The sequence below is a fragment of the Rummeliibacillus sp. NPDC094406 genome, assembly GCF_044763875.1.
Classification (GTDB): domain Bacteria; phylum Bacillota; class Bacilli; order Bacillales_A; family Planococcaceae; genus Rummeliibacillus.
On record NZ_JBIWGZ010000003.1, the window covers coordinates 496,733 to 511,345 of the forward strand.

General features: G+C 36.8%; 12 protein-coding genes. 1 reads left to right on the forward strand and 11 read right to left on the reverse strand.

The window, feature by feature from the left end:
- Positions 1-46: 46 nt before the first annotated feature.
- The 4 genes from ACIQ4I_RS10785 to citZ form a co-directional block, all read right to left on the reverse strand.
- Positions 47-493: a MaoC/PaaZ C-terminal domain-containing protein gene (locus ACIQ4I_RS10785; RefSeq protein ID WP_403095975.1), complete on the reverse strand. Its 447-nt coding sequence runs from the start codon at positions 491-493 to the stop codon at positions 47-49.
- 293 nt (positions 494-786) lie between these two features.
- Positions 787-1,725, reverse strand: a complete 939-nt coding sequence (mdh, locus tag ACIQ4I_RS10790) for a malate dehydrogenase (RefSeq protein ID WP_403095976.1) — start codon at positions 1,723-1,725, stop codon at positions 787-789.
- A gap of 80 nt (positions 1,726-1,805) precedes the next feature.
- On the reverse strand, positions 1,806-3,071 hold the full coding sequence (gene icd, locus ACIQ4I_RS10795) for an NADP-dependent isocitrate dehydrogenase (RefSeq protein WP_403095977.1): 1,266 nt from the start codon (positions 3,069-3,071) through the stop codon (positions 1,806-1,808).
- An 80-nt stretch (positions 3,072-3,151) separates the two neighbouring features.
- On the reverse strand, positions 3,152-4,267 hold the full coding sequence (gene citZ, locus ACIQ4I_RS10800; RefSeq protein ID WP_397539595.1) for a citrate synthase: 1,116 nt from the start codon (positions 4,265-4,267) through the stop codon (positions 3,152-3,154).
- 218 nt (positions 4,268-4,485) lie between these two features.
- On the opposite strand from citZ, the gene ACIQ4I_RS10805 reads away from it, so the two are divergent.
- Positions 4,486-5,484 carry an AI-2E family transporter gene (locus tag ACIQ4I_RS10805; RefSeq protein WP_403095978.1) on the forward strand — a complete coding sequence of 333 codons (999 nt, stop codon included), beginning with the start codon at positions 4,486-4,488 and terminating at the stop codon, positions 5,482-5,484.
- On the opposite strand, the gene ACIQ4I_RS10810 is transcribed toward ACIQ4I_RS10805, so the two are convergent.
- The 7 genes from ACIQ4I_RS10810 to dnaE form a co-directional block, all read right to left on the reverse strand.
- Positions 5,465-5,854: an FxsA family protein gene (locus ACIQ4I_RS10810; RefSeq protein WP_403095979.1), complete on the reverse strand. Its 390-nt coding sequence runs from the start codon at positions 5,852-5,854 to the stop codon at positions 5,465-5,467. The genes ACIQ4I_RS10805 and ACIQ4I_RS10810 overlap by 20 nt on opposite strands.
- A gap of 59 nt (positions 5,855-5,913) precedes the next feature.
- Positions 5,914-7,674 carry a pyruvate kinase gene (gene pyk, locus ACIQ4I_RS10815; RefSeq protein ID WP_403095980.1) on the reverse strand — a complete coding sequence of 587 codons (1,761 nt, stop codon included), beginning with the start codon at positions 7,672-7,674 and terminating at the stop codon, positions 5,914-5,916.
- A 20-nt stretch (positions 7,675-7,694) separates the two neighbouring features.
- Complete coding sequence (gene pfkA / locus ACIQ4I_RS10820; protein ID WP_403095981.1) at positions 7,695-8,654, reverse strand: 6-phosphofructokinase; 960 nt, start codon at positions 8,652-8,654, stop codon at positions 7,695-7,697.
- A gap of 234 nt (positions 8,655-8,888) precedes the next feature.
- Complete coding sequence (gene accA, locus ACIQ4I_RS10825) at positions 8,889-9,842, reverse strand: acetyl-CoA carboxylase carboxyl transferase subunit alpha (protein ID WP_403095982.1); 954 nt, start codon at positions 9,840-9,842, stop codon at positions 8,889-8,891.
- A complete protein-coding gene (gene accD, locus ACIQ4I_RS10830) occupies positions 9,843-10,700 on the reverse strand; it encodes an acetyl-CoA carboxylase, carboxyltransferase subunit beta (RefSeq protein WP_403095983.1) in 858 nt (285 codons plus the stop codon). It abuts the gene before it with no gap.
- A gap of 2 nt (positions 10,701-10,702) precedes the next feature.
- Positions 10,703-11,350: a FadR/GntR family transcriptional regulator gene (locus ACIQ4I_RS10835; protein ID WP_403095984.1), complete on the reverse strand. Its 648-nt coding sequence runs from the start codon at positions 11,348-11,350 to the stop codon at positions 10,703-10,705.
- Positions 11,351-11,510: 160 nt separating this feature from the next.
- Positions 11,511-14,600 (reverse strand): DNA polymerase III subunit alpha, encoded by a 3,090-nt coding sequence (gene dnaE, locus ACIQ4I_RS10840; protein ID WP_403095985.1) that lies wholly within the window; start codon positions 14,598-14,600, stop codon positions 11,511-11,513.
- Between the last annotated feature and the right edge of the window lie 13 nt (positions 14,601-14,613).

Below are 14,613 nucleotides of genomic sequence, written 5' to 3' on the forward strand. Positions count from 1 at the left end.
TTGATTTGAAACCCCCATCTCAAATCTTATTGCTAATATTTGTAAATTATTTTGGATGAATTGGAGGGATTGCTGTAACAGTTCCCTCTAGCACAATCTCTTCATTACTATTTATGCCTTCTACCTTTACCCTTATTTCGCGATTAGATAAATTAACTTCCTCAACAACTAGTTGTATTTGAACGGTTTCATAATGATACAACGGCTTGGGAAATTGAAATTTTTGTTCACGAATATACGACCCTGCGCCAGGTAAGTATTTTGAAATGGCTGATGTCACAATTCCTGTTAGCATAGTAGGTGGTACAACTGGTTTTTCATAAGTGGTTTGAGCAGCATAGTCATGCTGTATGTACAAAGGATTATTGTCATTTGTTAGTCCCAAGTATAATAACAAATCTTTATCCTCAATTTTTTCTGTAAGCTGAATCGACTCCCCGACTGATAATTCTTCAAGCTGTTTGCCCAGCTTTCTTTTTTTATCAAGTAACACAGGATTCCCCCTTTGAAATATTCAGTAATTTTATAGTATCAATAATCCGAAGAAAAATCGAGTACGAAAGCGAAAAGAATGATTTTGAGTATATCAAGCTTCAGCTTTTACTATTTCCTAGTTGCAGTCGTTAGCTTTTGGGATCAGATAACCAGATAGCTTCCAATTTCCTTTGCTAGCCTACTACATGAAGAACAGCTGAACGAGCGTTCTCCCTTTCAAATAAAATACCATTCAAATAAATAAAAAAACCGGATAGGCCAAAGCCTACCCGATATATGGGAGAGAAATTTTTAAGCTAGAACTTTCATAACGTCTTTAACCGCTTCAGCAGATTTATCTAAAGCTGATTTTTCTTCTTCAGTTAATTCTAATTCAATAATTTGTTCAACACCGTTTCCACCTAGAACAGTTGGTACACCGAGGCAAATACCATTGTAACCATATTCACCATCTAAGTATGCGATTGTTGGTAATACACGACGTTGGTCTTTAAGTACTGCTTCAGCCATTTCTACAAGAGATGCTGCTGGAGCATAGTATGCAGAACCATTACCTAATAAGTTTACGATTTCGCCACCGCCAGTACGAGTACGAGCTACGATTTCTTCTAAACGTTCTTTAGGGATTAATGTTTCTAGTGGAATACCACCAGCATAAGAGAAACGAGTAAGAGGTACCATAGTATCACCATGACCACCAAGTACGAAACCAGTTACATCTTTAACAGATAAATTTAATTCTTCTGCTACGAAAGCTCGGAAACGAGCTGTATCAAGTACACCAGATTGACCAATTACGCGGTTTTTAGGTAAACCAGATTCTTTGTAGACTGTGTAAGTCATAGCATCAACCGGATTTGTTAATACGATGATTGTTGTATTTGGAGAATACTTAACAATTTCTCCAGTTACAGCTTTCATTACTTTTTGGTTGATTTGAACTAAATCATCGCGGCTCATACCAGGTTTACGAGCAACACCTGCAGTGATGATTACTACATCAGAATCTTTAGTATCTTCGTAGTTTGAAGTACCACTGATACGTGAATCGAAACCTTGCACTGGTGCAGCTTCAGCCATATCTAAAGCTTTACCTTTTGTTGGGTTTTCAGCTTGAGGGATATCAACTAAAACAACATCTCCAAGTTCTTTTTGTGCTAATAAGAAAGCAGACGTAGCACCAGTGAAGCCAGCACCGATTACTGAGATTTTTTTGCGATTAGAAACCATTATAAAACCTCTCCCTTTTATTAATATTAAAAAAAGGGAAAAGGGGTAATACCCTTTTCCCGTATTCAAACCTATATTAATTAAAGATTTTTGATTAATTCGTTAGCGAATTCAGAACATTTTACTTCTGTAGCGCCATCCATTAGACGTGCAAAGTCATAAGTTACGACTTTAGAAGCAATTGTTTTTTCAACTGAAGCAGTGATCATGTCAGCAGCTTCTTTCCATCCTAAGTGTTCAAGCATAAGTACGCCTGAAAGAAGTACTGAAGATGGGTTTACTTTATCTAAACCAGTGTATTTAGGAGCTGTACCATGAGTAGCTTCGAAAATAGCATGTCCAGTTACGTAGTTAATATTAGCTCCTGGAGCAATACCGATACCACCAACTTGTGCAGCAAGTGCATCAGAGATATAGTCACCGTTTAAGTTCATTGTTGCAACAACATCGAACTCTTTTGGACGAGTTAAGATTTGTTGTAAGAAGATATCAGCGATTGAATCTTTTACTAAGATTTTGCCAGCAGCTAAAGCATCTGCTTGAGCTTTATCAGCAGCTTCTTGACCTTGTTCAGCTTTAATAGCATCATATTGGTTCCAAGTGAAAGTTTGATCAGCGAATTCGTTTTCAGCTACAGCATAACCCCAGCCTTTGAATGCACCTTCAGTAAATTTCATAATGTTACCTTTGTGTACTAAAGTAAGTGATTCGCGACCTTCTTTGATTGCATAGTTGATAGCAGCACGTACTAGACGTTCTGTACCTTCTTTTGATACTGGTTTAATACCGATACCAGAAGTTTCTGGGAAGCGAATTTTGTTTACTCCCATTTCAGTTTGAAGGAAGTTTATCACTTTCTTCACATCATCTGAACCTTCTTGATATTCGATACCAGCATAGATATCTTCAGTGTTTTCACGGAAGATTACCATATCAATATCATCTGGGCGTTTAACTGGAGAAGGAACACCTTCGAAGTGACGCACTGGACGTAAGCAAACATATAAGTCAAGTTGTTGACGTAATGCTACGTTAAGTGAACGAATACCTCCACCGATTGGTGTTGTAAGAGGTCCTTTAATAGCGATTAAATATTCATTGATTTTATCTAAAGTTTCTTGTGGTAACCATTCGCCAGTTTTGTCGAATGCTTTTTGACCAGCTAAAACTTCAAGCCATTGAATTTTCTTTTCGCCATTATAAGCTTTCTCTACTGCTGAATCGATTACACGTGAAGCAGCTGCCCAAATATCGGGGCCGATTCCGTCACCTTCGATGAATGGAATAACTGGGTTGTTTGGTACGTTAAGTACACCTTTTTCTACTACGATTTTCTCGTTAGACATTTGTTCCTTGCCTCCTATATTCATACACGTAGGGCAGGAGCTAATTTAGCGCTGCCCTACGATTATTACCATTATAACAATTATCTTTCTTCAACTGGTACATATTTTTGCATACCAGGTCCAACATATTCTGCACGTGGACGAATTAAACGGTTGTTAGCATATTGTTCTAAGATATGAGCTACCCAACCAGATACACGTGAAACTGCGAATACTGGAGTGAATAGGTCATGATCAATACCTAGTGAATCGTAAACTGATGCTGAGAAGAAGTCTACGTTTGCTGGTAAATGTTTTTGTTCTTGAATCATGTCATGGATTTTAACTGACATTTCGTAAAGTTCAGGTTTACCTGTTAGTTTAGTCAATTTTTCAGACATTAAACGTAAATGTTTTGCACGTGGGTCACCTTTACGGTATACACGGTGTCCAAAGCCCATGATTTTTTCTTTGTTATCCAATTTGTTTTGGATGTATGATTCTACATTTTCGACAGAACCAATTTCAGATAACATTTTCATAACTTGTTCATTTGCGCCACCGTGAAGAGGTCCTTTAAGAGCACCAATTGCAGCAGTAACACCTGAATACATATCAGATAATGTTGCTACACATACACGTGCAGTGAATGTAGATGCATTTAATTCATGGTCAGCATGAAGAACTAATGCTTTGTTGAAAGCTTCTTCTTCAATTGCCTCTGGTTCTTTACCAGTTAGCATGTACAAGAAGTTAGCTGCATAAGATAAATCTTTTTTAGGTGCAACTGGTTCTTTACCAGCACGGATACGACCAAATGCTGTAACTACAGTTGCCATACGAGCTTGTAATTTAATAGCTTTACGGTAGTTAGCTTCAACTGACATATCTTCTGCATCTTCATCATATAAAGCTAATAGAGATACTACTGTACGTAGAGCTGCCATTGGGTGAACTGATTTAAGATCGTAAGTTTTGAAGTGATCTAATACTGCTTGTGGCACTGCCATATTATCAGCTAGTTGTTGTTTTAACTCAGCTAATTCGTCTGCTTTCGGTAAGCGTGTGTGCCATAGTAAGTAAACTACCTCTTCAAAAGATGCGTTTTCTGCTAAATCATCAATGTTATAGCCTACATATGTAAGAGTATCATCAATGATTGAGCTAATCTTAGTTTCTGCTGCTACAACGCCTTCTAAACCTTTAGTTGTTGCCATTATATCTCGCTCCTTTTTTCGGTTTTAAAGTAGTGTTAAAAATCAAATTTCTACACTTCAATAATCGATATGAACCTATAAGTAAATCGCTTACATTGCTATTATAATAAATTTTGACGGCTTTGTGAATGGAAAACCCTCTTTTCATAAAAAAACGAATTTATGAAGAATATTTCAGCATTTTATAGAATATATCGAAATTATTAAGAAAACATTAATTGGCAAATAAGGAAGCTGGTGACCACATTTTAAAAATTTCAGATAAAAATATCATAAATAACATAAAATTATGGGGTTTCGTAATTTTTTTAATTCTTTTTGCGTGGCTTATCCTCCCGGTAACATTAGCAATTATTTTAGCTTATTTTTTGTCTCCTTTGCTTCAATTATTCCATAAACGATTAAAACTACCTTCATTTATTTCTGCACTTCTAATCGAAATATTAATTGTTATAGGCTTAGCAGTGGGATTACTATTCATCGCTTCAATACTCATCGATACATTACCCATTTTAAAAGAAAATTTATCAGAAGCTTCTTCTTCCATTCATATTCCTTCAGCAATTATTATTCAAATCAGAGAACAACTTTTTGATCTATTCGATATAATGTTGAGCAAAATTTTTCAATCTATACATGATATAATGCAACATCTTGTTGAAGTTACTATTTTTGTCGTGGCTTTTTACTTTTCATTATACGAAACGAGCAGAAATAGATATTGGTTTTTTACCTATATTCCTGCTCGTTTCAGAAAGCCTATTCGAAATATTTTCGAAGAGGCTACAACATTATTTAGTTATTTTATCTCTGTTGAAGTTCGTCTATTACTAATAACCTTTGGGTTACTATCAATTGGCTTTTTTATCCTTGGCTTTTCACAACCAGTTGGAAAAGCATTACTTGTTTCTGTTTGTGATTTTTTACCTTTTTTAGGTATAGGTATTTTCTTAATCCCTATTAGTATAGTCTTCTTGACTACAGGGAAAATTGTACTAGGAATTCAATTACTAATTTTATATGTAGTGATTCAGCTTACAAGACAATTTGCTGAATCAATGATGTGGGCGTCTACCATGCAGATTCGCTCGGTACACGCATTTATCTTAAGTGCGATTAGCCTGCTACTATTTGGAGTAGCAGGCATAATCATTAGCCCATTCGTATTATTGATTGCAGTTAAAATACAACGTCATCCTATTTTTGCATCAAAATAATTTGGCTTTTTTTCATTTTTTTGCGAAGCCAATAATAGATAGCAGGCTTAAATAATTTTCTAGTTATTGGTACCACTAATAAAATACCGATGATATCTGAGATAAACCCAGGTAGAATAAGTACGATGGAACCGATAAATGTCAACACTCCATCAATAATCGTATCTCCTGGTGCTTGTCCTCTTTCAATTGCAGTTTTTAATTGTTGGAAATATTTAAATCCTTGTGTTTTGGCCAGATATAGACCTAGCACGCCTGTTACAACAATTAATAATAGGGTCGGAATGGTCCCTATTAATTTTCCAGATAATAAAACAACGGCTATTTCAATAATCGGAACTAGTATTAAAAACATTAAAAATTTCCGCATTGTCTTCACCTCTTTTTAGAGTTCAAATAGACATAAAATCCATTTGAATGCGGTTTGTATTATAGAATTCTGGAAGACCCATAATAGATCACGCCTGATACGGCATCCATTGAAACTTCTTGATTATTCTTTATTAACTTAGTTGCATCTTTTACCCCAACAATAACTGGGATACCAAGGCTTAACCCTACCACTGCGGCATGGCTTGTTAATCCGCCTTCTTCTGTGATCAAACCTGCACATTTCGAAATAGCCGGCATCATTTCACGATCAGATCCAATTGTCACAATAATTCGGCCAGTAGTATCTTCTGCTAGTGCTTCTGCTGCATTACGAGCAACAAGTGCTTTACCAATTGCAGTAGATTTACCGATACCTTGACCTTTTGTGAGCATATCTCCAATTACATGTAGTTTCATCAAGTTTGTTGTACCAGCTTCTCCTACTGGCACTCCTGCAGTAATCACGACTAAGTCGCCATGCTTTACATAGCCTTTATCTAAACTTTGTTGGACAACCTGTTCTAATACTTCATCAGTAGAAGTCACTTGAGGAGCTACAATAGGTATGACGCCCCACACAAGTGCAAGGTTTCGGCAGACTTCATCTGAAGATGTCATTGCAACGATTGGTACACCTGGGCGATATTTCGCAATCATTTTGGCTGTATTACCACTTTCAGTTGGTGCTAAAATAGCCGAAACTTGTAAGTTTAAAGAGGTATGGGCAACAGCTTGGCTAATCGCTTCTGTCATGTTAGAACCTTTTTCTTTGCTACGTTCATTTACAATACGTTTATGATTTAAAGTTTCTTCAATTCTGTTCGCTATCTTATCCATTGTTTTTACGGATTCTACTGGATAAAGTCCTGCTGCTGTTTCGCCTGATAGCATGATTGCATCCGTACCATCAAGAATAGCATTTGCTACGTCACTTGCTTCTGCACGTGTAGGACGAGGATTACGTTGCATTGAATCTAACATTTGAGTTGCAGTAATAACTGGTTTACCTGCTTTGTTGCATTTATGGATTAAACTTTTTTGAACGATCGGTACTTCTTCTGCCGGAATTTCTACGCCAAGGTCACCACGAGCAACCATTAAACCGTCTGATACTTGAATAATTTCATCAATATTATCGACACCTTCTTGGTTTTCGATTTTTGGAATGATATGAATATGATTACCACCATTTTGTTCAAGTAATTCACGAATTTCCATGACATCTGATGGGCGACGTACAAATGATGCAGCAATAAAGTCTACCTTTTGTTCAATACCAAATAAGATATCTTGCGCATCTTTCTCTGTAATACCTGGTAGTTGAACAGAAACACCTGGAACGTTTACACCTTTTTTATTTTTTAATACACCAGTATTTTCAACTGAAGTATGAATTAAACCTGCTTGTTGATCAATACCAGTTACATGTAATTCGATTAACCCATCATCAAGCAAAATAACAGAGCCAACCTGTACATCTTCAATTAGTTTTTCATAAGTAATTGAAAAAACTTCTTTGTTGCCAAGTACTTCTGTCATTGAGATATCAATGTTTTGCCCTGTGACAAGTTCAATTGCTCCATCTTCCATATTATGCGTACGAATTTCAGGTCCTTTTGTATCGAGTAAAATGGCCACAACCTTGCCAGTCTTTTTTGCTGCTTCACGAATCGCTTGAATACGTACTCCATGCTCCTCATGGCTACCATGCGAAAAGTTCAAACGAGCAACATTCATACCTGCTTCAATTAATGCAACTAATGTTTCTTGTGATTCACTTGCAGGTCCAATAGTACAGACAATTTTCGTTTTTCTCATTACTTTACCACTCCAATTTATTAGATCGATAATTCTTTCGATAATGTATACATTGATAAATCCGCATTATGTTCCTTGTTAAAGACATCTTTCAAGTCATAGTCTACCACCATATGATTGCGAATGCCAATAGCTACACCTCCGCGGTTTTCCATTAAGACTTCAACCGCTTTTGCACCGAGTTGACTTGCAAGTACACGATCTCTAGCTGTTGGCGAACCTCCTCGTTGAATATGTCCTAAGACAGATACACGTGTTTCAATGTCTGCTTTTTCTAGTAGCAATTTTGCTAGTTCTCCAGCAGACATAACACCTTCTGCAACGATAATGATACTATGCTTTTTACCACGTTCATGCCCTTGTTCTAACCGTTTTACTAATCCATCTATATCATTTGGTACTTCAGGGATGATAATCGTTTCAGCTCCTCCTGCAAGTCCTGCCCAAAGAGCTAAGTCACCTGCATCACGTCCCATTACTTCAATAATAAATGAACGCTCATGAGAAGTAGCTGTATCACGAATTTTATCAATACATTCTATTACGGTGTTTAGAGCTGTATCAAAGCCAATTGTATAATCTGTTCCAGGAATATCATTATCAATGGTTCCTGGAACGCCTATGCATGGGAATCCTTTTTCAGTTAGGGCAAGTGCACCACGGTAAGAGCCATCTCCACCGATCACTACAAGTCCTTCAATCCCACGTTTTTTTAATTGTTCTATAGCTTTTTGTTGACCTGCATCTGTTTTAAACTCAGGACAACGAGCAGAATATAACGCTGTTCCGCCTCGCTGTATTATATCGCCTACATCTCCTGCCCCTAAATCTTCGATGTTTCCTTCGATTAAGCCTTGATAACCATGATAAATGCCAGCAACTTCAATTCCATGATAAAGTGCTTTTCTGACAACTGCTCGGACAGCAGCGTTCATGCCAGGAGCGTCTCCACCGCTTGTTAATACACCTATTTTTTTCATCTTAATCAACCTCCTGCACATTCTTCACTGGAACATTGAATTTTAGGTAAGGTACTAAATCAAATGTTTGGATATGACTTCAAAATGTCTATTGAACCGTAATTTATAAAATCCTCAAATGTTCCATTGTCTGAAAGAAAGAGGCTGATTCAAACGATAGTAAACATTCGTTTAAAACAGCCTTTATCTCAATATAACATTATTTTAACTCGTCAGACCTCTTTTGAACACCATTTATTCTGAAAAAACGCCAATTTTTCTAAATTTATCGTATCGTTGATCAACTAATTCATCTTCTGTTAGGTCTTTTAATTCATTTAGTGATTTTAGTAATACTTCTTTTAAGAATTGTGCTTGCTTTTTAACATCTTTGTGAGCTCCACCTAGCACTTCAGGTATAATTTCTTCTATTATTTCTTCTTCTTTTAAATTTGGAGCTGTAATTCTCATTGCCTCAGCAGCTTTTTGTGCAAGGGCAGCATCTTTCCACAAAATTGAAGCCGCTCCTTCAGGAGATATAACAGAGTAGGTTGAATTCTCTAGCATATGCACATGGTTTGCAACACCTAATGCTAATGCACCACCACTTCCACCTTCTCCAATTACTACACTGATGATTGGAACCTTTAAACCTGCCATTTCCAATAGATTTCTAGCGATGGCTTCACTTTGACCTCGTTCCTCAGCTGCTTTACCAGGATAAGCACCTTTTGTATCGATGAAACAAATTATAGGGCGTTTAAATTTCTCTGCTTGTTTCATTAAGCGTAATGCTTTTCGATAACCTTCTGGATGAGGCATACCAAAATTACGACGAATATTCTCTTTTGTATCTTTTCCTCGTTGATGACCAATAATTGTAAATGGTGTTCCTTCAAAAGAAGCAATACCGCCGACAATCGCTTCATCATCTCCGAAATTACGATCACCATGCAATTCAATAAAATCATTGAAGATTTCATGAACATAATCAAGAGTAGTTGGACGTTCTGGATGACGTGCAATTTGAACTCGGTCCCAAGGTTTTAAATTATGGTAAATATCTTTTTCAAGTTTAGTAAAACGTTGTTCTAACTGATTTATTTCTTTGGATAAATCTACATCAGCATTTGATGTAAAGTCTTTTAACTCTGTTATTTTCGAGCGCAATTGAACAAGCGGCTCCTCAAAAGGTAATGTCTTTACCATTTAGATTGCCTCCTTTACATGCAATTTCACAATTGTGCTAACCGTCTTACGCAAATCGTGACGATCTACAACAGCATCTAATTGGCCATGTGCCAATAAAAATTCAGATGTTTGGAAATCATTTGGAAGTTTTTCTCTCACCGTTTGTTCAATCACACGGCGACCCGCAAAACCGATTAATGCTTGTGGTTCTGCTAAGTTAATATCACCTAGGGAAGCAAAACTTGCAGAGACACCACCAGTTGTTGGATGCGTCATAATTGAAATAAATAAATTCCCTTTTGCTCCATGGCGTTCGAGCGCAACACTTGTTTTTGCCATTTGCATAAGAGAAATGACACCTTCTTGCATTCTAGCTCCACCACTTGCAGTAAAGATAATAAATGGAACACCAAGCTCTGTAGCTTTTTCAATCGCTCTCGTAATTTTTTCCCCAACAACAGATCCCATAGACCCCATACGGAAAAATGAATCCATCACGGCAACAACAACTTGTTTCTCTTCTAATTTCCCTACTCCCGTTAAAACAGCCTCATTTAATCCAGTCTTTTTTATATCTGATTTAACTTTTTCAACATAACCTGGGAAATTCAGTGGATTCACTGTTTGTAAATGATCATCAAGTGAATGGAATGTTCCTTCATCTAAAAAGTCATCGATTCGTTCTTTCGCATTCATTTTATGATGGTAATGACAATTTGGACAAACCTTTTGGTTTTTTTGTAAATCCTTTGTCAGCATGACATGATTACATTCTGGACATTTTGTCATGATACCTTCAGGTACGTCATGTTGTTCGCGTGTAATCGTTATATTCTTATTAGGTTTATTTTTTTTAAATAAATCTCGAATACTCATAACTATTCTCTCCCTTTATGTAGTAACTTTGTCCAAGATTCAAAGGCAATAATTGCCTTTTTGGTATGTCCAAGCATAATTTCACTTATTAAAGTTTGTAGTTGTGGCTTTTCTTCTTCAGTCGAAAGCCCAGTATATGGCTCTTTGCCATATTGTTTTAAAAGTATCCAAATTTTAAGCACGAGTCTGTTATTTGATGTAATAATAATTTCTCTCATCAAATCTTCACGTGCAATTCGTCCTTCTGCAATCACGTTTGTTAACAAACTCTCCCACACCGGTAAATTCCGAAGCGTCTCATCTTCCGCTACAATGCGGATTGCATCACGTTCTAAAATCATCCTTGTTTCGTGAACATTTCTTAAATCCTTTTCCTCTTGTAAAATAAACGTCGATAACACTTCGACTAATTGATGATTATGAAAATCCGCTACAAAGGTTCCCCCACCTCTACGGGTTTCAATCAAGCCTAATAATTCTAGACTGCGTAGTGCTTCTCTAATAGAAGAACGGCCCACATTTAAACGCTCTGCAAGAACACGTTCTGACGGAATTTTACCCCCAGGTGGAATTTTCTCATCCTGAATAATCCCACGCAATTCACGTACAATCTGTATAAACATTTTCGAAGCAGGTTTTTCTACGCTCATACTTTGTCTCCTCAGTGTTCCTTTTATGTCCTAAAAAAGTGGTCTGACCACTTTTGAATATTATAATACATAAATTGTTATAGTTAGTAAAGTATAAAGTAAAAAAACTGTGCGATGGTCACACAGTTTAGACAAATTTCCTATGTTTTCATAGTTTTTTCTATGCTGAAATAACTGTGCATTTCTTTAATATAATTTGTGGTTGTCCTTTTCTCACCTCAACAACCCCTTCAACAAGCATCATTTGGTCTTCTTTTATCCATTCAACTGCAGATAAATATTCTTTCGGGAAAATAGTTACAGAGATACTTCCCATTTCATCCTCTAAATCTATAAATCCCATCAATTCGCCCTTTTTAGTTCTAATTTGTTTAATAGAAGCTATTAACCCTACCATTTTGACATATTGTCTACCAGTCATATGTCGAATCATATCCGTCGTTGCTGACTGAATCTGTTGGTCTTGCTTCACCTTTTGTACTGGATGTGTAGAAATATAGAACCCTAGCACTTCTTTTTCAAATTGTAATTTTATTTTTTCTGGAATCGGACTTGCTTTAGCATGTTTCGGTTTACCAAAGAAAAATGACAGATCATCTAATAGTTGCCCCTCTTCATCAGGTCGGTACAATTCAGCGTGTTTAACTGCTGCATCAATCGTTGCTAGCAACTCCGCTCGATTTCTTCCAAATTCGTCAAGGGCACCAGCTTTAACTAATGGTTCTACTGATTTACGAGTGAAATGTACAGCAGTTAAATCTAGAGCCATATCAAATATATCCTGCCACTTCTTGTGATCTGCTTTACGAATTTCCATTACTTTGTTCAAAAAGGTTTGTGGTACACCTTTAATTGCCGAAAGTGCAAATCGAATTGCACCATTTTGGACTCGGAAGGATCGCCCACTTTCATTAATAGATGGTGGTAAAACAGCAATTCCCTTTTGCTTTGCTTCCTGTAATATTTTATTGAACTTTTCACGGTTTCCCACGGTTGAAGTAAGCATTGCTGCATAAAAATAAGCAGGAAAGTGAGCTTTTAAGTAGGCCATTTGATAAGAAATCATACTATATGCAACGGCATGGCTTTTTGGGAAACCATAATTCGCAAAACGAACGATCAAATTATACACATTTACTGCAATTTGCTCAGAAAATCCATTGGCAATTGAATTTCTTACAAAATGTTCTCTTTCAGAATCAAGTACTTCTTTTTTCTTTTTACTTACAGCACGGCGCAGTATATCTGCTTCTCCCATTGTGAAGCCTGCCATACGTGAGGCAATAAGCATTATTTGTTCCTGATATACGATGACACCATATGTTTCACTTAAAATCGGCTCTAATACAGGATGGGGCATTTCTACTTTTTCTTGATCATGCTTCCGTCTACTATAAACAGGTATGAAATCCATTGGACCAGGGCGATATAATGCATTTACTGCTACAATATCTTGAAAAACAGTTGGTCGTATTTCGCGCAACGCCTGTCTCATGCCATCTGATTCCAATTGAAACACACCTGTTGTATCGCCATTTTGAAGTAATTCAAATGTTTTTTGATCATGTAATGGAATTTTCTCAAATTGTAAAAATCTCTTTTGGTCATAATAAATCATCGAACGAATTCTTTCTAATATCGTTAAATTACGTAATCCTAAAAAGTCCATTTTCAATAAGCCAATCGATTCCACTTCTTGCATCGGCCATTGTGTTAAATAAAGGCCTTCATTTCCTTTCTCAATCGGAGCAACATTTACTAACGGTTCGGGACATAAAACGACTCCAGCCGCATGGGTTGATGCATTTCGCGGCAACCCCTCTAAATTCATGGCCACTTGCATCCACTGTTGCCTAATCTCACTTGAATTAGCAAAACTTCTTAAAGCCCCTGATTGATCCACGGCTTCCTGTAACGTGATCCCAACTTTTCCTGGTATAAGTGTGGAAATCTGTGCGAGTTCTTCATTACTAAAGCCAAATACTCTGGCAACATCACGTGCTACAGCTTTTGCTGATAATGTACCAAATGTAATAATTTGAGATGTGTAGTTAGCACCATACTTTTCAGCTACGTATTCAATCACTTCTTGTCTTCGATAATCTGCAAAATCGACATCAATATCTGGCATCGTAATACGTTCTGGATTTAAAAATCGTTCAAATAACAAACCATATTTCAATGGATCTACTTCGGTAATACGAAGAGCATACGCAACTAGTGAACTCGCTGAAGAGCCGCGTCCAGGACCAGTTAAAATGTGCTTTTTTCTTGCAAATTGTATATAATCAGCAACGATTAGAAAGTAATCAGCATAGCCCATATTCGTAATAACATCTAATTCATAAGCCAATCTATCATGATATTCTGCACCTGCATCGGGAATACGATCTTGTAATCCTTTTAAACAGTTTTTTTGCAGAATCCCAGCTGCTGTTTCACCTTCTGGTAAAGGGAATTTTGGCATATAAAAACGGTCGTAGTCTAGCACTACTTGACAAGATAATAGGATTTCCTCTGTTGCTTGCAACCATTCAGGTTGGTCATCAAACCATTCTTCGTAATTTTGTCCTGTAGGTAAAAACTGTTTACTTTCTCTTAAAGTAAGTTTTTCTTGATCTGCCATTTTAACTCCAGTTGAAATGGCCTTAGCAACTTCAAAAGTAAAGGCATGTTCTTCATTAGCAAAAGTGCTTAAATGAGTCGCACAAATTTTAATAGAGTGTTCACTACAAAATGTAACAACACTCTCTTCCGCATTACTTCTGATTCCTCCAGGTCGGTCGATTCCAATCACTAAATGCTCAAAACCAAAGATATTCATAAGTTTTTCTATTGCTTGAAATGGAGCTTCTTGTTGCCAAGCATCACTCGTTACTGGCACTAAAGTGATACAGCCTTTATGATAACCTTCTAACCAGCGGAGTGGCAGCGTTTCACTATCTCGTAAAGAAATAGACGAAGTGATTTTCAATAGATTATGATAGCCATCCATATTTTTCGCATATAACACTAGTGGTCTAATATCCTCTGTAGAGAATTCTACTTGTACTGTTAAACCGATTACAGGATGAATCGCTGTTTTTTTCAGAGCATGCCAAAAAGGCAGTAGCCCATAAAATTTTGAATTCGTAATGGCTACAGCCTTCGCATTTTCTTGTTGAAGGAAGGAAATGAGCTCACCTATGCGAATTGTACTTTTTAGCATGTCTGCAGCTGTTACAATTTGAGAGTATACGGGTTGCAACATCATCGCTTCCTTT